A 20,082-nucleotide genomic window follows, 5' to 3' on the forward strand; every position below is an offset into this window, starting at 1 on the left:
AAAACGGGAACAGTGGTGTAGTTTGGAGCAAAAAGACTGTTGTTTATCCGCTAATCAATACAAATTGAGAAAAATGGGATAAAGTAATAAAGAACTAATCGGCCAAGACATGCCGCAGCAACGAATTACTCCAGTCTGTCTGGTAAACGGAGTTAATAATTATACGTGTAACGCGGCTGTCCGGTGTGGCTGTATATGCTTTATCCGGTTTCGATAAAAAAGTTTTTCAGTCACTGACTACGAACAAAAACAGAGAAAAAGTTTGTATACTGCATTCTGACTGACAGAAGAAAATCTGATAAACAAGATACGAAAGAGGAGAAGGATTGTATGGTAAAAATTGAAGAAATACAGGACATCTGCAGCGCTATGACTGTAACGGACCGCATCAGCACAATGCTGATTTGCTTTCATGGAAAAGAAGGGGAAGATTTTTATGGCGAAATCCTTAACTGTTACATAGAAAAGCCTGTCTGCTTTTTTGGTATCGGTGATCTGATTCTTAAATTAGATGAAATATGCAACTGGATCGGTACCCCCCAACCAACTACGGAGCCAAGGTTTCTTAATAAAAAAATGGCTAATCAGTATGAGCTCAGGACCAGAAGAAATAAAAGAATACCAGAAAAGGCCAGCATTCAGCTGCAGAACAGTATGGTTCTGTATTCACAGGCCAGCCGGGCGAAGAACACACTCTTAATCAAAATAGAGTTTCGTCAGAATGCCAGCATGCAGGGAAGAGTGATCGGAAAAATAACATCACAAAAGTATATATGCTTCCGAAGTGCTTTGGAACTGATGCGTATGATAAAAGAAATTGCCATGAAGGCAGAGCGTTCTTATCGATAAGGCAGTTGTAATTCAGTGCTTTTATGGCATGCTGCCTGTATTCTGAAATCCCCTGCATCTGCGGTTAATCCGGATGCAGGGGATTTTGTTTCACATCCCTACACTTTAACATGAAACATAATTCTTTCGCGGTCATCTGTTTTCTACCATAATCCGGGATTTTCCAGGACTTCTTTATCCGGCTTCACGGCCATCCTGTGGTGCGGCCTGTACCAAGGAATTGGCAAAAATACATATGGAAAATGATGCGAAATGTGTTACAATGGCAGAAGCGGAAAAAGGAAATCTACGCAGAGAACGTTTCACCATAGGAGAGGAAAACATGAAAGAAAAAAAGTCAGTGATTAATGTTATGATCGATGGGATTTCAGGAATATTCCTGCCTATTATCAATCTGTTAAGCGCAGCAGGAATATTAAAAGGCATATTGACCATTCTCACCGCATCTAATATTGTGTCAGGAACAAGTGAGACTTATCTGGTGTTAAATGCAATGGCAGACAGCCTGTTTTATTTTCTGCCTATGGTACTGGCATTTACCGCAGCAAAAAAATTTGGCTGCGACCCATTTACTGCAGTGGTCATCGGCGGTGTGCTTTTGTATCCTTCCTTAACTAAAGTATTTGAGGCTGGTACTAACATATTTTTTGCCGGAATTCCCATGAAGGCCGTTATATATCATTCCGGTGTAATCCCCATCATCCTGGCGGTGGGACTTCTAGTATATGTAGAACGGGTGGTGAATAAAATACTGCCGGATCTGATAAAAGGTTTTTTTGCTCCCTTGATCTGCATTGTGGTCGTTGGACTGGTCACATTGTCTGTATTTGGGCCGATCGGGAATGTAATAGGAGACGGTCTGGCTGCGGCTTATGAATTTGTATATCAGATCAGCCCAATGATTGCCGGTGCAATATTAGGAGCGGTGATCCAGCCGATGGTCATATTTGGTTTTCACTGGAGTTTTGTACTGGTTGCGATGAATAATATTTCTGTAAAAGGCTCTGATACCATACTGGCTTTGATCGGGCCGGCAGTATTTGCCCAGGCAGGTGCGGCACTTGCGGTGTGTTTGAGAAGTAAGGATAAAAAGTTCCGGTCCCTCTGTCTGTCCGCTGTAGTGTCCGCATGTTTCGGAGTTACAGAACCGGCCATGTTCGGCGTAAACCTGCCGTTAAAAAAGCCCATGATTGCAGTATGCATCGGCGGTGGGGTGGGAGGAGCCATTGCGGGATTTTCAGGAGCTCAGGCAATGACCTTTGCTTTTCCAAGTATGATTACATTACCTGTTTTTCTGGGAAGGGGATTTGGTCTGTTTGTTTTGAGCTGCTTTGCCGGGTTTTTAACGTCATTTTTGCTGACGCTATTTCAGCCGGGGACAGCTTATGACGGAATCGCTTCAGAAGCCACATGTTAAAGGGAAGTGCTCTTACTTTTTATATCTATATTTACATTTGAATTCATAAAAAAATCACAATTTATCTGATGAAATTTAAGGTGTGTTTCAGCTTTACATGGTAAAAAAGAAGAAGATAAAAAATATGATTAAACATAAAGTGAGGAGGAATTTATATGTATATGTTAAAAAGGTTTGCAGCATTTATCACAGCAGCAATTTTGTCTGTGATTCCAATTACGGCATTAGCGGCAACAGGAACCCAGATCAGCAGTGTTTCGCTTTACATATCATCGGAGATTGAGGCCGGAGAAAGCGGCAGTGATGTAACGGTCACATCCAGTTCCAGCAAATTCAGTATCGATGATGTTGAGGTTACTAATATACCGGATGAAGAATGGAAGGATGGAAATAAGCCTAAATTAAAGGTTACTTTAGAAGCAGAAGACGATTATTACTTTGCCTCTGGTTTTTCCAAAAGCAGTGTAAGCCTTAGCGGTTCTGACGGGACGGTCAGTTCAGTCAGCCGGAGCAGCAGTGAGTTGATTGTTTATATAACGCTGGATGCTTTGGACGATGATGAAAATGATCATGAGCTGGCAGTGAGTAACTTAGAGTGGGATGAAAGCAACGGCACAGGCTTCTGGGATGAAAGTGAGGATGCCAATAAATATGAGGTGCGCCTTTACAGGGGAAGCAATGCAGTAACTTCCGCGCTTACGACCACCTATACCAGCTATGACTTTTCAAGCTATATGACGAATAGCGGGACTTATTCCTTCAAAGTACGGGGAGTATACAACTCATCCAATAAAGGCAGTTGGGAAGAATCAGACAGCTGGTATGTTTCATCTGATGTGGCTGAGGAGATAAGATCTAAAAGCTCAAGCGGCGTTTCAGGCCCGGGAAGCGGCACAGGAGCCGGTGCATGGCTGAAGGACAGAACAGGCTGGTGGTATTGTAATGCGGACAAAAGCTATACCGTCAGCAACTGGCAGTATATTGATGATTGCTGGTATTATTTTAACGGGTCCGGGTATATGGTTACAGGCTGGGTCAATTGGAACTCCATATGGTATTATTGCGGAGAAAGCGGGGCTATGCTTATAAACACTACAACGCCGGACGGGTATGAGGTAGGAAGCGACGGGGCGTGGATTCAATCATAAAACAATAGAATTCCTATGGGAACGGTGGTTGTGACAAGCAGCTCCCGGGCACGGTTTAGACGGTACGTCCGTAAGTAATCTGCCGGCCCCATGCCTGCATACTTTTGAAAAACATAAAATAAACGGTTCTCATTGACTTCGTTTTGCCTGGCCAATGAATTTACGGATAAACCATCCATGTAGTGGGTATGGATGTACTCCGATACCGATTCGAAAAGTTCCTGTGCACCGTATCTTGTTTGGTTCCTGGCACACAAGAACGTCTCTTCCAGTACCCGGCGGAATAAGGTTTCCGTTTGAAAGACCGCAAGACCGCCGGGCCGTTTAGAAGTTGCGTACAAATGATGAAGCATATCGTACAGCTGGGGGCTTTGTCCAATGGTTAAGCTGAAATGGGTATTCCTCAGTTTCATGTGAGGTGATTCGTTGTAAGTTTCGTAAAGAACAGAAACGAATTCCCAGTCTTTGTTTCCAATGACACGCTTGCGCATGGCGGTGTTGGCCGAACCATGGATAACAACTCCTGGTTTGATAAAATATGGCGTATCGTTAAACTGGTATTCAGCGCAGCCGGAAAGCGGAAATATAAACCCCGGATAAGAAGCGGTTCTTTGTATACCCTTACTACCTGCTGGTATTTTATAACGGTATACCCCTTGTACTTGAAAAAGTGTGGGTGCAAAATGCTCCACAATTGTATTTAGTTCCATTGCCATGGCTCCACATCACATTCGTTAGATAATAAAAGTATTGATAGTAACACATAGAAAGGTTCTCAGTCAGATAACCTTACCGCATCATCATACCACAGGTCCGCTGCCATGAAAAAGGAATTCCGGCTGTTGAGAAAAAGACTCATTCATTCTCCCATATCACCATTGACATCTGATAACCTCCCCGATATACTGAGATGGCGGTGGTTAGTTTAGACTAACTAAAAACAGGAGGATGCAATGATTAAGAAAAAGTTGATTCGAAAAACAGTGGTACCAGTATTGACAGCCGCTTGTGTACTCTCCCAGTTCGGCATATCCTGGGCGGGCATAACAGGCAGTTCCCAGGCAAACAGAGATGGGGGCATATACACGCAAGGCGACTGGAAATATGAAAACAATGGCTGGAAACATTATGAGGTCTCAGGTACTTTAAGCGCCGGATGGATTAAAAAGTCGTCGGGCTGGTATTATCTAAACCCGGAAAACGGTGCCATGATGACAGGATGGGTTCAGGATGAAAAAGGAATTAGATACTATCTGAATACTTCCAAAGATGGTACAGAGGGTCAGATGTGTTCCGGCTGGTACCAGGATGAAGGCGGAACTTGGTTCTTTTTTAATACAGCCAATGATGGAACCCTTGGGGCCATGAAGACAGGGTGGCAGTGGATTGACGGTTATTGCTATTATTTTAATACTGCTGACGGAACAGACATGGGAAGGATGTATACAGGCCAGACAACCCCGGATGGATTTTTTGTGAATGCCGACGGCCGCTGGGCTGAATTTGACGGAACAGTTCATTACGAGGCCGGCAGAGGCTTGGCCTCAGCGCCTGCAGCAGAAAACACAAAGAAAACAGCATCTTCCGGGGGCGGAAGCAGTTCTTCTGGAAGAAGCGGTTCCTCAGGCGGAGGCAATTCCTCGGGTGGAGGTAATTCCTCAGGTAATGAAAATAACGGAGGCAGTGCCGGCGGGAATGAGGGCAACCCTGACGAAGAAAACAGCAGCCAGGAAGGTAAGGATGTTTTTGTTCATGCAGAAAAGACAAAGCTGGTAGACTTAGGCTGGATCCAGTATGCCGTTATTGCGTTCCAGGAAGGAAGTATAGACGATTATACCATTGATGTGGATGGGACAGATATTACGGATGTATGCACAAACGTAGATGATGACGGAACTGTGGTTAAGTGGCAGACGACCTTATGGAAGCCTAATACCATCACTGTTACCAGGACTTCTGACGGCAAAGAGCAGGGCGTAAAGGTTGGAAAGGGCTCTGCAGCAGAATTACCGGAGAGAGGCAGCCTTGATTCAGCCCCAAGTGCGATCCTGACCAACGGATCTATATCTGTCTTTGACTATTGGCTAGATAATTACGATAAAGACGGCAATGTACGTGTAAGACCTGAGAAGACTACCTTTCATATAAGCGGAAAGAGTCAGGAGACTTCTCCTGAGATACCTGCCGATTATTACCTGCCGGATACCATGATTGATAAAGACGGAAAGGGCAGGATCCAGCTTAAGCTGTCCTTAAAGACTCTGGCACAGGAAAATTGGTTTGACCAGCTGAAAACCATTAAGGTTCTGGATGCTGAAAACTCTATTTTAAACAAGAGCCTTGTTTTTACAACTGTTATCGAAACGGAATATGGAAAAACAGGAGTAATTACGGTCCAGCTGCCTCAGACCAACCTTTTTGCCCGGGGACGTTATCAGCTGAATCTGTCTTCCGGATACAGCAGGGCAACCATGATCGTGCCCCTTCATCTGGTGGATAACAGGCTTTTTGTGATGAACTTAAATACGTTAAACCCGAGTCCAAAGAAGGGAGAAGACTTTGCCTTTGATATTGTGGGTCCCGATGGAGAAAGCTTTGGAACAGAGATCCTGTCCCCGATTTACAGGGTGGATCTGACGAAGCCGTCAGGAAAAGTAAAGTCTCTTACAAATATAAATCAATGGTATGAGATTGGCCCTATGCTTCATATCTGCGGTACGGATACAGATGACAATGTGATTACCGATGAAAGCGGCATATATACGGTTACGGCATATGCTGATGGTTACCAGACAATGTCTAAGAAAGTGGAAGTGGGCAGCAATTCACAGAGCCGGGAAGATGACCTTAAAATCTTTGCAATAGCAGAACCTCACGGCATTGACGCCATGTCCAGCGCAACTGTTGCTATACCGGATGGCGGCAGTTCCGGCTCCGGTTCTTCCGGAGGTTCAAAAATGAACGGATTCCTGATCTTTGACCATGATCTGCTGGCGAACGCATTGATATTACATGAGATCAACGATGTAAATGAGGACAGCGAGGCAGTTGTGCAGTGGTGGTATGACCAGAAAGCACAAGCTGTTATGGATGAAAACGCTGAAGTTTTTTATGATTTTACCCATTATTTAAATGCAGTTAAAGACGGAAAGCTGGGGAATGGAGAATATCTTTCCTTTGAAAAATATAAGGAGATCCAGACCGGAGGAGAGACTGGAAACCGCCCATACCAGATCAAGCGGGTCTTGGAAGATGGAAAATTAGGAACCGTTGAAAGCCTTCTATCCGTAGTAGGAAAGACGGCGCCTGCCCTTAAGGGTGCAGAAGGAATGCTGGGCGAGGATCTGGTGCTGACCTCTGATAAGGATGAAGAATATATTTCAAAGATAACGGCACTTTATCTGGACAATTCTGCAATCGCTCTAAGAAGTGACGATTATATTACGGCTTATAGGATCAGCGAGGCAAAAGAAAACGTTACCCTTCTGGCAAAAACGGAAGGAACTGGAGGTGGTACGCTGCAGCTAACGGAAGGAGAGCACAAGCTGCGAATTGCGGCAGATGGGTACAAGGAGCAGACGGTTGTTTTACATGTGGTAAAAGAATTGGAAACGTTTAAACTATCTCTTGCTGAGAATTCAGACAAGACAGATGCTGAGGAAGCAGCTTACCACGTAGGACAGATGGTTTACATCAATGCGGCAGCCGATGAAGCCGATGAAAGCCAGAAGAAGCTTCGCGGTGACTTTATGAAAAATTTAACAGGGGTGACCCTGACCGACCCGGATGATAATACAAGGAAAGTGCTTTCCAAAGAACAGGGCGGAATATTCAGCCAGGATAATTATGAAAAAGGAGATTATTCTTTTACGCTGCAGAAAGATCTGTTTCAGAAGGCCGGGCGTTATACGGTTTTGGTGACTGCTGATGGATACACTGCCAAGACCTTGGCATTTGAAATTCTGGAAGCTGCGGAGCAACCGGTAGAGAATGAAAAATCAGCTCCTGGTGTGGAAACGACAAAATATGTGAAAGGAACAAACTGGGATCCGGCATATTATCGTGTAACTTTTGATACAACAGATGAGAAGGCAACAAAAGAGTATTTAAATGCAGATAAAACAGTTATTGTTAACGGAATTCCTTATAAAAAGGCCATATTGTTGTCTGCTTCCAGGCAAAATGAGTTTAAGGTATCTAAGGATGATTCCTATGGAGTTGTAAAATATCTTGACTTTACGGCAGATGGCTTTACAGAAGAAGAAAACGAAGTGGTTATTGAGGTGAATGGATATGAAACATTGACGTTCATGGTCGAGTTGTTTGATCCGGAAGAAGGTATAGAAGGAAAGAGTGCTTCTGCGCCCCTTAAGACAGAGGAAGAGGCTGCAGAAAACAAGGAAGAAAAGACAGAAAGTACTGAGGAAGTACCGGAATCCCCTGGGGCTGGCAAGGCTGAAGAAGCTAAGGAAGAGCCGGAAATTGCCGAGGAAGACAAAACAGAAGAGGCTAAGGAAGACCCGGAAGAGACCGAGGATGACAAAACAGAAGTAGTTAAGGAAGAACCAGGTAAAGCCGGGGAAGACAAAACAGAAGATACTAAGGAAGAACCGGTGGAAACAGCGGAGGGCGAGACAGAAGACACCAAGGAAGTAACGGTTGAAGAAAAGGAGGAAGACACAAAAAAAGCAGCAGACAGCAAGAAAGAAGAAATTCAGAACGATACTGCAGGAACCGATGGGATAACTTCCGGCAGCAAGGGAAAAGTGCCGGAGGAATAGGAGAAAATCGGAAAATCAACTTATGGGATTGTTGGAGAATAAAAATATGAATTGATAACCGTAAAAAGAGGGGTAAACTGTACCCCTCTTTTCTATAAATGAAAATGCATATTTCCGCTTTTCAATAAGTGATACTCTAAAATGAAATTTTTTAACAAGAGATAGCCAATATCGTAATGACGAAACAGTGGATGGCAGCCATACCGTGTATCAGAAACGAATTGACAGAAATCTGCAGTCAAGAGTATAATCGTTTTAATAACAAAAAATAAGTAATATGAATTGAAGGTAAGGAATATGGATTATATGAAAAGTAACAGCCAGCCGGTTTCCGCTGATTATGTTTTCCTTAATATCAGAAAACGTATTTTAAAGCTGGAATTAGAGCCTGGAACCAGGATCAGTGAAAATCAGATGGCGGAAGAGTATGGGGTGTCAAGAACCATCATCCGTAATGCCTTTGCAAGGCTGAATCAGCTTGGGCTTCTTACGGTGTACCCCCAGAGAGGTACTTATGTAAGCTTGATTGATCTGAAACTCATCGGAGACTTATTGATATTAAGGACTGCCGTGGAGAAGGAAGAGCTATATGAACTGTTGTCCCAGAGGGACGAAGAGAAGATTGGAAGACTGGTAAAAGAACTGGAGGATAATTTAGAAAAACAGGAGTCCTACCGGGATGTGGAGGGGTATGACCTGGAGTTTCAAAAGCTGGATTCTGCATTCCACCGGGCCATTGCGGAAAGTGTGGAACGGTATAATCTTATAAAATTGCTGGAGGATTTAATGCTCCACATTTCTAGATGGCGGAATTTCGATGTGGCGCTTGGCAAAAGAATGCCCTGTCTGATCGATGAACACCGGAGGATTGTCGACGAAATCAAAGGCGGCGATTTTGTCAAAGCCCAGCAGGCTATGGCAGATCACCTGGAAACCATATCCGAGATCAGAGCGAAAGCAAAGGAAAAGTATCCACAGTATTTCTTAAACATTTAATCCGGCTGGACAAGAAGAAATGGTCGGAAGTCCTCAGACATTTGGATTTCTAACCGTTTGCAGCAAAAACAGCCGATTATTTGTTTATTATAAAAAAGATTGTCACAAATTAGACGATTGTATAAGGAGAGGAGGAGACTACAGTTCCAATCAGGTTCCATATAATATCTAATGAAAATCCTGATTTTAAAAAAGTTATTGACAAATACGACAAATTTTGATAATCTATGCATGAAAAAGTGTATCTTATTACATTTTATTTTTAATATATAACTTGTATACAAGGATACACTTTTCCATAGAGTAACTTGTATACATGTATACATATATATTTTTTTCTTAATTATTGTTAAAAATTAAACAAAGAAAGGAAAAAGCCATGTTTACATTAGGAGTTGACATAGGCTCTACCACCTCCAAAGCGGTCATTTTGAAAGATGGACAGGAAATTCTGTCGACCTCTCTGATTGGGGCAGGGACAGGAACCAATGGTCCGGGACGGGCAATTGAGGCTGTACTTGCCGCAGGGAACTTAAAGCCGGAAGAGATAACTGCTGTTTATGCTACCGGTTATGGAAGGAAGCTGTTAAAAAATGCCGATGGAGAGATGAGTGAACTCAGCTGCCATGCAAGGGGTGTCCATCATCTTCTTCCGGAAGTGCGGACCATCATTGACATTGGCGGACAGGATGCAAAGGTACTTTCCCTGGGGGCCGACGGGCGAATGACAGAATTTTTGATGAATGACAAATGTGCGGCAGGAACCGGACGGTTTCTGGATGTCATGGCAGGAATCCTTCAGCTGAGGATTGAGGATCTGGAAAAGCAGGCTGCCTTATCAAAGCAGACCGTCAAAATATCCAGTACCTGTACGGTATTTGCTGAATCCGAAGTCATTTCCCAGCTGGCAAACGGGGTTGAGATCCCGGATCTGGTTGCCGGCATCTGCCAGTCTGTAGCCAGCCGGGTAGCGGCTTTGGCAAAACGGGTCGGTGTGAAAGAAACAGTGTGTATGAGCGGCGGCGTTGCAAAAAATGGCGGGGTACGCAAAGCCATGGAGCAGGAGCTGGGTCTTAAAATTACATATTCACCAATGGCTCAGCTCATGGGTGCTTTAGGAGCAGCGCTTTACGCTTATGATAAATCATAAAAGGAGGAATTTTTCATGGGTGAAGGAGAGACAAAACCAAAATTTACCATTGATCCCAATTCAGCCAAGTTTAAGCTGAACGAGATTGTGGCAAAGCACTACAAGGAGGTCCAGGAGGCAAAGGACAGGGGAGAAAAAATCGGCTGGTGCGCCAGCAATTTCCCTCAGGAAATTTTTCAGACATTAGGCATTAAAGTGTGCTATCCCGAGAATCAGGCAGCAGCGATTGCAGCAAGAGGAGCCGGGCAGCGGCTGTGTGAAATTTCAGAGGCGGAAGGTTATTCCAATGACATCTGCGCTTATGCAAGGATCAGTCTGGCACATATGATGGTGGGGGAAACTCCGGAGCAGAACATGCCTCTGCCGGACTTCGTACTTTGCTGCAATAACATCTGCAACTGCATGATCAAATGGTATGAGAACATTGCAAAAGAGCTTAATATTCCGCTGATTCTCATTGACATTCCATTTAATCCTGATTACGAGGTTTCAGATGCCCAGGTAGCATATGTAAAGAGCCAGTTCCTTGCGGCTATTGAACAGCTGGAGGAAATTACCGGTAAGAAATGGAGTGAAGAGAAATTCAAGGAGGTCATGGAGATCTCAAACAGGACTTCCAGAGCATGGCTGGAGGCTACAGCCTACACCAAATATACTCCTTCTCCTCTTAACGGCTTTGACCTGCTTAATCATATGGCGGTTGCCGTATGTGCTAGAGGGACCGTGGAAGCGGCCGAAGCTTTTGAAACCCTGTTAGAGGAATATAAAAAAGCAGTGGAAGAGGGAACCAGTACCTTCCGTGCAGAGGAAAAATACAGAATTATGTTTGAAGGGATCGCCTGCTGGCCACATTTAAGAACAACAGCCACCGGTCTTAAGTCCCGGGGAATCAACATGGTGGCAACCATTTATGCCGATGCTTTTGGATTCATTTACGATGACTTTGATGGCCTGATCCGTGCCTACTGCAACGTGCCCAATGCCATGAACTTAGAGCATGCAAGAGATAAGAGAGAGGCCATTGTAAAGAAGACCAATACAGAGGGGCTTCTGGTTCATACTAACCGTTCCTGCAAGCTTTGGAGCGGCTTCATGTATGAGATGAGCCGCCAGATCGGAGAGGACTGTCAGATACCAGTCACCTCATTTGACGGTGATCAGGCAGACCCGCGGAACTTCTCAGAGGCTCAGTATGAAACAAGGGTACAGGGGCTGACAGAAATCATGGAATCCAATAAAGGGGGGAAAGACTGATGGCAACATTGAGTGAATTATTAGAAAATTTTCATGAGATTGCATGTTCACCGAAAAACCAGCTGAATGCTTATCTGGAGCAGGGAAAAAAGGTTGTTGCTTGTGTTCCTGTCTATACTCCGGAAGAACTGATCCACTCCATGGGGCTTGTTCCTATGGGAGCATGGGGCGCGGATATTGAGTTAAAAGAGTCTAAAAGATATTTTCCTGCGTTTATCTGTTCCATTATGCAGAGCATTCTGGAGCTGGGAATCAGGGGAGAATACAAAGGTATTTCTGCCATCGTGATTCCTTCTCTCTGTGACTCTTTAAAGTGTTTGGGACAGAACTGGAAATATGCGGTGAAAGACATTCCATTTATTCCAATGACTTATCCACAGAATCGGAAACCGGAGTCAGGAAAAGAATTTACCAAAGCTTCCTACGAGCGTGTGATCAGAGACTTGGAGGCAGCAACCGGTGAAAAATTCAGTGAAGCTTCCCTGGCTAAGTCCAATGAGATCTACAATGAACATAATGCGTCAATGAGAGAGCTGGCAGAGATTTTAGAACAGCATCCATCCATCACAGCAGTCCAGAGAAGAGATATTTTTAAAAGTGCTCATTTCATGCGAAAGGAAGAACATACAGCGCTGGTAAGCCAGCTGATAGAGGCTTTGTCACAGGTAGAGGAGAAGGAAAGCAAAATAAAGGTGATCACCACCGGGATCCTGGCCGACAGCGACGGTCTGCTTAAGATCTTTGACGAACATGGACTGCAGATTGCTGCAGATGATGTTGCCCATGAATCCAGACAGTATCGTACAAATGTCAATCTGGAACTGGAACCTTTGGAAGGACTTGCAGATAAATTTTCCCGGATGGATCATTGTTCTGTCCTGTACGACCCGGAAAAGAAGAGAGCCGGTTATATCGTTGACCTGGCAAAGAAATACAAAGCAAAAGGTGTGGTCGTTCTTTTAACGAAATTCTGTGACCCCGAAGAATTTGATTATGTAATGGTGAAAAAAGCCTGTGCTGAGGCGGGGATTCCTATCATTCAGATAGAAGTAGACAGGCAGATGGTAAATTACGAGCAAGCAGGAACGATGATGGAAGCATTTATAGATATGCTTTAACAGGAGGAGAAGGATATGATCGATAAAAATAAAATGCCGGTAGCCGTGGGCGTTGCTTTCGTATGGTTTACAACACAGTTTGGCGGTGGGTTTGCATCTGGTGCCCAGCTGGTCCAGTATTTCGTAGCATTTGGTATTTGGGCGCTTATTACCCCGATTCTGGCTCAGGCGATCGGAGCGGTGTTCCAGTGGTATGGGCTCCGGTTTGCAAAGCTTCATGATGCTTATGATTACAGAACCTTTAACAATAAGTTTTACGGAAAATTCGCTCCAATTTTTTCCAACCTTTATGAGCTTGTATACATATTATTGCTGTGCCTGGCTCCCTCTGTTGCCTTTGCGACCGGAGGTTCCACCATGCAGTCCCTTACTGGAATCCCATATATGGCTTGTACCTTGATCATAGGTTTGTTTATCTTTTTTGTAACCATTTTCGGAACGGATTTTGTAAGAAAAGCGGCATCTACTTTGTCAGTCATTATCATAGCTGGTCTATTGATCGTTTACATACCGAACATTATTGTCAGCTGGGGTGATATCGTAAGAAACATCAAGACTTTAGGAGCTAATCCTGCACCTGCTGGTCCGGCCCTCTGGAGCTGCTTTATTTATGGTTCCTTCCAGCTGGCTTCCATCGGATTATTATACCAGCATGCGGAATCATTTAAGTCAGAAAAGGAAGCCGGAACCAGTATGATTTACGGATTTATCGTAAACTCCGGACTGATTATGCTTTCCACTTTAGGAATTATGGCAGTAGCGACTAATCCGGATTTATCCAAAGATCCTCTTCCGGTAATCACACTGATTAAAGGCGGAGTGGGAGCCGGCTTTATGAATCCTATGATTTCCATACTCATTATTTTAGGAGCGGTATCAACGGCGGTTAATATGATTGCCGGAGCAGTTCAGAGAGTTGTAGTTGCACTTGAAAAGTCGGAGGAAAGAAGAAATGACGGAAAGCCTTCAGCAAAAACCTTAATCTGCGCATTGTTATGTACCATTCTTGCATTTGCCATCGCCCAGTTTGGACTTCTTCCCCTGGTAAAAGTGGGATATGGATACCTGGGTTATGTAACCATTGTGGTGGTACTGGTTCCGTTCCTGATCCGAATGATCGGAGAAGCGATGGGAAAAGTCGAGAAATAATTACAGAAATATGAGGCAGAGGTTAGCAGGAGAATGAATATGACAGGCCTTTTATCAGAAACAATCGGAGAACTGCTTCATAAAAGAGCTGTTCTTACGCCGAATGGAGCAGGAATCTGCTACCAGGATCGATGCTTTTCCTGGAAAGAGGCGGATGAAATTTCGGATTTTTGGGCAGCTGACTTTATAAGAAGAGGAATTTCGCGCGGAAAACATGTCGCGTTGTGGGGGATTAACAGCCCGGAATGGATCATGGCGTATTTTGCTTTTATGAAGTCCGGGGCAATTGTGCTCCCGGTCAATACATGCTATAAGGAACAGGAATTGAACCGGGTATTAAAAGAAGGAAATGCAGACTATCTGTTCTATGGAAAGGGCTGCAACAATGCGGATTATAGACCGGTCATTTCAAAAGCAGGGCTGGATCGTCCGGACACCTTCTTAAAGGGGATTGTTTCCCTGGACCATCTGTCTTGCTGTGAAATGGGGGAAAACAGGGAGGAAGAGAAATGGCTTTTAAAAGAAATAGAACAGAACTTATCCTCAAAGGATACCGCTAATATACTTTTTACCTCTGGTACCTCCGGTGTTCCAAAAGGAGTGATGTTAAGCCACGAAAACATGGTCAACAATTCAGCCGAAATGGTGCGTTCCATGCATTGGAACGAAAGTGACCGCATGTGCTTATCCGTCCCCCTGTTTCACTGTTTTGGCATCACAGCGGGCATTTTGTCCGCTGTCCATGCCGGAGCGGCAATTTATATCAATCAGTATTATAAGTCCATTGGAGTAATGGAAAACATACAGAAAAATTCCTGCACCATTCTAAACGGTGTTCCCAGCATGTTCCTTGCTATGGTAAAGAACAGCAGGAGAAAAGAATACGATCTAAGTTCCCTAAGAAGCGGAATTATTGCGGGTTCCGCCATTCACCCGTCAGATTATCTCCATATCTGTGAAGAGCTGAAGATGGAGCATTTGCAGCCTTCCTATGGGCAGACCGAGTCTTCCCCTGCAATTACCATAACCGGATATTCGGATCCGATCTGCCAAAAGGCCCTTACGGCAGGAAAAAAGATTCCTAATACGGAATTAAGAATCTGGGATGAAGGGAAAAAGAGGGTTGCTAAGACAGGAAGTGTGGGAGAAATCCAGTCCCGGGGATATCACATCATGAAGGGCTATTACAACAAAACGAATGAAGCAGAGGTCGCGCTGGATGAGGAGGGCTGGCTTCATACCGGGGACTGCGGTTATCTGGATGAAAATGGCTATCTTTATATAACCGGACGAAAAAAAGAGATGATTATCCGGGGCGGTGAAAACATAGCGCCGGTGGAAATTGAAAACTGCATTCTGGAGCTTCCTGAAATCAAGGATGTGAAGGTGATAGGGATTGATGCCCAGGTTCTTCAAGAAGAAATCGCTGCCTGTATCATCATGGAGTCTGGGGCAGAGCTTTCAGAAGAAAGGGTTAAGAAACACGTCCGTGAGAACCTGGCGGATTATAAGGTTCCCAAATATGTTTATCGATTTGATTCATTTCCTTTTAACATCAGCGGAAAGGTTATGGTCCATGAGTTACGGCAGGAAGTCGAGAAACGGTTAGCGAAAAGAGGTTAAGGAGGAAACAACATGTATTTTACAAAACAGCATGAGCTTGTCCGGAAACTGGCAAGAGAGTTTGCGGAAAAAGAACTGACCAATGAGATCCTCGATGAGGTTGAGGAAAGCGGGACATTTCCGGAGGAAATCCTTTACAAAATGGGAAAGGCCGGATTTTTCGGCATTAAGACGCCAAAGGAATACGGAGGTTCAGGCGGTGATGCCCGCTGTTACGTGCTGGTGATGGAGGAAATGGCTAGAGTCAGCGGAGTTGCAAGCATTTATGTATCTTCTCCCAATTCTCTTTCCGGAGGTCCTCTGTTATTATCCGGCACAGAGGAGCAAAAACGGAAATACCTTCCCTCATTGATAAACGGCAGCAAAAAGCTTTGCTTTGCTCTGACTGAGCCTGGAGCAGGTTCCGATGCAGGCGGTATGCAGTCGACTGCGGTAAAGGATGGGGATTTCTACATATTGAATGGCAGAAAGACCTTTATCACCATGGCACCTCTGGCAGATTATGCGGTAGTCTACGCAAAGACGGATATGACAAAGGGGACAAAAGGAATCAGCGCATTTATCGTAGATATGAAAAACACTCCTGGAATATCCTGCGGAAAGCCGGAGCATAAAATGGGCGTTATCGGCTGTGCCACCAGCGATATCATTATGGACAATGCAAGAATTCCGGCAGAGAACCTTCTTGGTGAAGAGGGCATGGGATTTATAAATGCCATGAAGACTCTGGATACCGGCCGTATGGGAGTGGCTGCCCAGTCCATCGGAGTTGCTCAGGGAGCTTTGGACGAGGCCATTAAATATGCAAAGGAACGGAAACAGTTCGGAAGACGGATCGGAGATTTCCAGGCAATTGCATTTATGATCGCAGATATGGCGACTAAGCTGGAGGCGGCAAAGCAGCTGGTTTATAAAACTGCTTACTTAATGGATACCCATCAGCCTGCAACCTTGGAAGCTTCTATGGCAAAGTATTATGCTTCTGAAGTCTGTAATGAAATCGCTTCAAAATCCCTTCAGATCCATGGCGGTTACGGATTTATCAAAGATTATAAGATTGAGCGCATGTACAGGGATTGCCGTGTGTTCACCATTTACGAAGGTACTTCACAAATCCAGCAGCTGGTGATTTCCGGAAAACTGCTTAAGAAATAACGACTACACGGAAGGAGTAATGATACGATGAAAATTTTGGTTTGTGTAAAACAGGTGCCGGATACCAATGAAGTAAAGATCGATCCGGTAAAGGGTACATTGATCCGTGACGGAGTTCCCAGCATATTAAATCCTGATGATGCAAATGCCCTGGAAGAGGCATTGAAAATAAAAGATGAAAAGCCTGGAACAACGGTTTCCGTCATTACCATGGGGCCGCCTCAAGCTGATGATATGTTAAGAGAATGCCTGGCGATGGGAGCGGATGAGGCTTATCTGCTCAGCGACAGGGCCTTTGGCGGGGCCGATACCTGTGCTACCTCCACCACCATTGCTGCCGGCATTCAAAAAATCGGAGATTATGACATTATTTTTGCAGGACGCCAGGCCATTGACGGAGATACGGCCCAGGTAGGCCCCCAGGTAGCCTGGAGACTCGGCATACCGGTTGTGACTTACGTTCAGGATGTAAAGCTTTGCGAGGAAAAGGTAATCGTACAAAGGCAGATGGAAAATGGATATGAGATTCTGGAAGTTCAGATGCCCTGTCTGCTTACTGCGGTAAAGGAACTGAATGAGCCCCGTTACATGAGTATAGGCGGCATCATGGACGCATATGCAAAAAAAGTTACCGTATGGAATCATGAGGATGTGGTACTGGATCCCAAAGACTGTGGTTTAAATGCTTCCCCTACCCAGGTTTTCCGTTCCTTTACTCCCGCTCCTAAGGGAAAAGGGGAGATGCTTAACGGAACAGTGACCGAAATGACAGAACTGCTGACAGAGAAACTGAAAGAGAAGCATTATCTTTAAGACCCAGGAAAAGGAGGAAGGTTCATATGGCTGTAAATGTAATAAAAGAAAAATGCAGGGGCTGTACGATCTGCGTAAAGAATTGCCCATTTGAAGCAATTACAATGGAAAATAAAGTGGCCGTCATCGGTACTGCCTGTACCGGCTGTGGTGTTTGTGTTGAAAAGTGTCCGTTTGATGCAATAGAAAAGTCAGAAGAGCCAAAGGATACGGTTGATTTATCGGAATACCGGGATGTATGGGTATTTGCAGAACAAAGAGAAGGAGCACTTATGCCGGTCGTAAAAGAACTTCTGGGTGAAGGGCGGAAACTGGCGGATGAGATTGGATGCAGCCTTTGTTCTGTATTATGCGGTAACCATGTGGAAGGACTTGCGGAGGAACTGTTTGAATATGGAGCAGATAAAGTTTATCTTGCGGATCACAAAGAACTGGAATCCTACCGCACCGACGCTTATACGGCTGTGATTCACGACGCAATCAAATCTTATAAGCCTGAAATCGTCCTTTTGGGAGCTACCCATATCGGCCGTGACTTAGGCCCCTGTCTGGCCGTTCGCTGCAATACGGGACTGACTGCCGACTGCACCAAGTTGGAAATTGATGAGGAAGATAAAAAGATCAAGCAGACCCGCCCGGCCTTTGGCGGAAATTTAATGGCAACCATCGTTTGTCCGAACCACCGGCCTCAGATGTCCACAGTACGTCCGGGAGTTATGGAAAAAGCCGATAGGCAGGAGGGCCGTAAGGGCCAGGTCATTCCTCTTTCGGTAAGTTTTGAAAAAGACGATATAAGAACCCGCATCCTTGAAGTGGTAAAGCAGGCAGGAGAAGCGGTATCCTTAACTGATGCGGAAATCATTGTATCCGGCGGTATGGGTCTTGGCGGGGCCGAAGGCTTTGAACTGTTAAAGAAACTGGCGGATAAGCTGGGCGGTGTGGTTGCAGCGAGCCGTGCAGCCGTAGACGCAGGCTGGATCGACCATTCCTATCAGGTGGGACAGACCGGAACCACAGTACGTCCTAAACTGTATTTTGCCTGCGGCATTTCCGGGGCCATTCAGCATGTGGCAGGTATGCAGAACTCAGAGCAGATCATTGCGATCAATAAAAACCCGGCAGCTCCGATCTTTGAAGTGGCCGATTACGGCATCGTAGGGGATTATAATCAGGTGATCCCTGCGCTTATAGAAGCACTGGACAAATAAAGGAGGGAATTAATATGGGAAAGAAACTGTTAGAAGGAATCAAAGTAGTGGAACTGGCAACCTTTATTGCGGCTGCAGGTGCAGGACGTTTCCTTGCAGACTGCGGAGCAGATGTCATTAAAATCGAATCTGCCAAGGGTGATCCGTTAAGACATACGGCTCCATCAGAGGGAAGGCCTTTGGATATGTATGAAAATACGACCTGGGACTTAGAAAATGGAAACAAGCGCTGCATTTCTCTTAATATGAAGGCGCCTGAGGGCAAAGAGGCATTTTTTAAGCTTCTGGAGGATGCGGATGTGCTGATCACCAACTGGAGGGTCCAGGCTCTTGAACGGGCGGGGCTTGATTATGAAACATTAAAGGTGAAATATCCCAAGCTGGTTTATGCCATGGTAACCGGATATGGAGAATACGGCCCGGATAAAGACCTTCCGGGATTTGATTTCACGGCATTCTTTGCAAGGGGCGGTTATCTCCATTCCCTTCGTCAGAGAGGAACGGTTCCAATGAATGTGGTTCCAGGAGTTGGGGATCATAACGTGGCCATGAACCTTGCAGCAGGGATCCTTGCGGCATTATACCATGCAAAAGAGACCGGACAGGGCGAGAAAGTAGAGACCAGTCTGTTTGAGACGGCTGTCTATAACATGGGAATGATGATCCAGGCAGCCAATTATGACGGCCCGGCAAGGGAATACCCCATTAACATCAGGGAGAGTGCCAACCCCTTTAATGCGGCATGGAGAACTAAGGATGACAGATTCATTCAGACCTGTATGCCTGATTATAACACCTACTATAAGCAGTTCATGAAAGCTTTGGGAAGAGATGATTTAATGGAAAATGAGAATTACTTCCCAATCCAGAACCTTCAGGCCAAAGGCTTGGGCACGGAGGTCTATGATATCTGTATGGAAGCAATGGAAAAGAAAACAGCTAAGGAATGGGTACCTGTTTTAAAGGAACACGACATAGCATTCAGTGTTGCACAGTCCTGGGAAGAGATTCTGGAAGATGAGCAGGCATGGGCCAATGATTGCTTTTATAAAATGCAGTACGACAATGGAAATGTACGCACACTGGTAAGGCCGCCGGTCAAATTCCAGGAGATGGGTGTTCCAGAGTACAATGGCGGTCCTCTGATCGGAGAGCAGGGACCGGAGATTCTGGAGACTCTGGGGTACAGCAAAGAGGAGATCAAGGAGTTTCAGGAGAAAGGAATCCTTTATGTGTGGAAGGATGAAAGGAAAAACTAGAAAAACTAGATTTACCTTCAGAAATTCAATTGTTCTTTCCAGAGTATCAAAAAGGTGACATCAGGCATTTCTAAGTAAAACTATTTATAATGAAGAATGGCGTAGCGTAAAAAGCTACGCCATTCTTTATTTTATCGGTGTATCAGGTCCAGGCAGAAATCC

15 protein-coding genes are annotated in these 20,082 nt (G+C 44.9%); 14 read left to right on the top strand and 1 reads right to left on the bottom strand.

What is annotated here, in order from left to right; genetic code table 11:
• Window positions 1-330: 330 nt before the first annotated feature.
• From H171_RS02115 to H171_RS02125, 3 genes are all read left to right on the top strand, one after another.
• Window positions 331-849 carry a hypothetical protein gene (locus H171_RS02115; RefSeq protein WP_100303666.1) on the top strand — a complete coding sequence of 173 codons (519 nt, stop codon included), beginning with the start codon at window positions 331-333 and terminating at the stop codon, window positions 847-849.
• Window positions 850-1,171: 322 nt separating this feature from the next.
• Entirely contained in the window at window positions 1,172-2,266 is a 1,095-nt protein-coding gene (locus H171_RS02120) for a PTS transporter subunit EIIC (protein WP_100307393.1), read from the top strand.
• Between the two features lie 155 nt (window positions 2,267-2,421).
• Window positions 2,422-3,414 (top strand): hypothetical protein, encoded by a 993-nt coding sequence (locus H171_RS02125; RefSeq protein ID WP_100303667.1) that lies wholly within the window; start codon window positions 2,422-2,424, stop codon window positions 3,412-3,414.
• Here the strand turns inward: H171_RS02125 and H171_RS02130 are convergent.
• Window positions 3,405-4,124 (bottom strand): AraC family transcriptional regulator, encoded by a 720-nt coding sequence (locus H171_RS02130; RefSeq protein ID WP_100303668.1) that lies wholly within the window; start codon window positions 4,122-4,124, stop codon window positions 3,405-3,407. The genes H171_RS02125 and H171_RS02130 overlap by 10 nt on opposite strands.
• 243 nt (window positions 4,125-4,367) lie before the next feature.
• On the opposite strand from H171_RS02130, the gene H171_RS02135 reads away from it, so the two are divergent.
• The 11 genes from H171_RS02135 (at window position 4,368) to H171_RS02185 (ending at window position 19,920) form a co-directional block, all read left to right on the top strand.
• On the top strand, window positions 4,368-8,195 hold the full coding sequence (locus H171_RS02135) for a hemoblobin-interacting domain-containing protein (RefSeq protein WP_100303669.1): 3,828 nt from the start codon (window positions 4,368-4,370) through the stop codon (window positions 8,193-8,195).
• Between the two features lie 297 nt (window positions 8,196-8,492).
• A complete protein-coding gene (locus tag H171_RS02140) occupies window positions 8,493-9,191 on the top strand; it encodes a GntR family transcriptional regulator (protein WP_100303670.1) in 699 nt (232 codons plus the stop codon).
• A 379-nt stretch (window positions 9,192-9,570) separates the two neighbouring features.
• A complete protein-coding gene (locus H171_RS02145; RefSeq protein ID WP_100303671.1) occupies window positions 9,571-10,341 on the top strand; it encodes an acyl-CoA dehydratase activase in 771 nt (256 codons plus the stop codon).
• Window positions 10,342-10,356: 15 nt separating this feature from the next.
• On the top strand, window positions 10,357-11,595 hold the full coding sequence (locus H171_RS02150) for a 2-hydroxyacyl-CoA dehydratase subunit D (protein ID WP_100303672.1): 1,239 nt from the start codon (window positions 10,357-10,359) through the stop codon (window positions 11,593-11,595).
• The gene (locus H171_RS02155) at window positions 11,595-12,713 is read left to right on the top strand and encodes a 2-hydroxyacyl-CoA dehydratase subunit D (protein ID WP_100303673.1); all 1,119 of its coding nucleotides are present in this window, start codon (window positions 11,595-11,597) and stop codon (window positions 12,711-12,713) included. The genes H171_RS02150 and H171_RS02155 overlap by 1 nt, the downstream gene beginning before the upstream one ends.
• A 15-nt stretch (window positions 12,714-12,728) precedes the next feature.
• Window positions 12,729-13,862, top strand: coding sequence for a YkvI family membrane protein (locus H171_RS02160; RefSeq protein WP_100303674.1), 1,134 nt, complete (start codon window positions 12,729-12,731; stop codon window positions 13,860-13,862).
• A gap of 39 nt (window positions 13,863-13,901) precedes the next feature.
• Window positions 13,902-15,485: an AMP-binding protein gene (locus H171_RS02165; protein ID WP_166433583.1), complete on the top strand. Its 1,584-nt coding sequence runs from the start codon at window positions 13,902-13,904 to the stop codon at window positions 15,483-15,485.
• A 12-nt stretch (window positions 15,486-15,497) separates the two neighbouring features.
• A complete protein-coding gene (locus tag H171_RS02170; RefSeq protein WP_100303676.1) occupies window positions 15,498-16,640 on the top strand; it encodes an acyl-CoA dehydrogenase family protein in 1,143 nt (380 codons plus the stop codon).
• Between the two features lie 27 nt (window positions 16,641-16,667).
• A complete protein-coding gene (gene etfB, locus H171_RS02175) occupies window positions 16,668-17,453 on the top strand; it encodes an electron transfer flavoprotein subunit beta (protein WP_100303677.1) in 786 nt (261 codons plus the stop codon).
• 26 nt (window positions 17,454-17,479) lie between these two features.
• Window positions 17,480-18,661, top strand: a complete 1,182-nt coding sequence (locus H171_RS02180) for an electron transfer flavoprotein subunit alpha (RefSeq protein ID WP_100303678.1) — start codon at window positions 17,480-17,482, stop codon at window positions 18,659-18,661.
• 14 nt (window positions 18,662-18,675) lie between these two features.
• On the top strand, window positions 18,676-19,920 hold the full coding sequence (locus H171_RS02185; protein ID WP_100303679.1) for a CaiB/BaiF CoA transferase family protein: 1,245 nt from the start codon (window positions 18,676-18,678) through the stop codon (window positions 19,918-19,920).
• Window positions 19,921-20,082: the final 162 nt, after the last annotated feature.

The organism is [Clostridium] celerecrescens 18A (assembly GCF_002797975.1).
GTDB lineage: Bacteria > Bacillota > Clostridia > Lachnospirales > Lachnospiraceae > Lacrimispora > Lacrimispora celerecrescens.

Excerpts from the sequence above, each read along its gene's own strand:
- H171_RS02185 (WP_100303679.1), top strand. The coding sequence starts at position 18,676 with ATGGGAAAGAAACTGTTAGAAGGAATCAAAGTAGTGGAACTGGCAACC.
- H171_RS02125 (WP_100303667.1), top strand. The coding sequence starts at position 2,422 with ATGTATATGTTAAAAAGGTTTGCAGCATTTATCACAGCAGCAATTTTG.
- etfB (WP_100303677.1), top strand. The coding sequence starts at position 16,668 with ATGAAAATTTTGGTTTGTGTAAAACAGGTGCCGGATACCAATGAAGTA.
- H171_RS02180 (WP_100303678.1), top strand. The coding sequence starts at position 17,480 with ATGGCTGTAAATGTAATAAAAGAAAAATGCAGGGGCTGTACGATCTGC.
- H171_RS02170 (WP_100303676.1), top strand. The coding sequence starts at position 15,498 with ATGTATTTTACAAAACAGCATGAGCTTGTCCGGAAACTGGCAAGAGAG.
- H171_RS02115 (WP_100303666.1), top strand. The coding sequence starts at position 331 with ATGGTAAAAATTGAAGAAATACAGGACATCTGCAGCGCTATGACTGTA.
- H171_RS02120 (WP_100307393.1), top strand. The coding sequence starts at position 1,172 with ATGAAAGAAAAAAAGTCAGTGATTAATGTTATGATCGATGGGATTTCA.
- H171_RS02140 (WP_100303670.1), top strand. The coding sequence starts at position 8,493 with ATGGATTATATGAAAAGTAACAGCCAGCCGGTTTCCGCTGATTATGTT.
- H171_RS02145 (WP_100303671.1), top strand. The coding sequence starts at position 9,571 with ATGTTTACATTAGGAGTTGACATAGGCTCTACCACCTCCAAAGCGGTC.
- H171_RS02160 (WP_100303674.1), top strand. The coding sequence starts at position 12,729 with ATGATCGATAAAAATAAAATGCCGGTAGCCGTGGGCGTTGCTTTCGTA.
- H171_RS02155 (WP_100303673.1), top strand. The coding sequence starts at position 11,595 with ATGGCAACATTGAGTGAATTATTAGAAAATTTTCATGAGATTGCATGT.
- H171_RS02150 (WP_100303672.1), top strand. The coding sequence starts at position 10,357 with ATGGGTGAAGGAGAGACAAAACCAAAATTTACCATTGATCCCAATTCA.
- H171_RS02135 (WP_100303669.1), top strand. The coding sequence starts at position 4,368 with ATGATTAAGAAAAAGTTGATTCGAAAAACAGTGGTACCAGTATTGACA.
- H171_RS02165 (WP_166433583.1), top strand. The coding sequence starts at position 13,902 with ATGACAGGCCTTTTATCAGAAACAATCGGAGAACTGCTTCATAAAAGA.
- H171_RS02130 (WP_100303668.1), bottom strand. The coding sequence starts at position 4,124 with ATGGAACTAAATACAATTGTGGAGCATTTTGCACCCACACTTTTTCAA.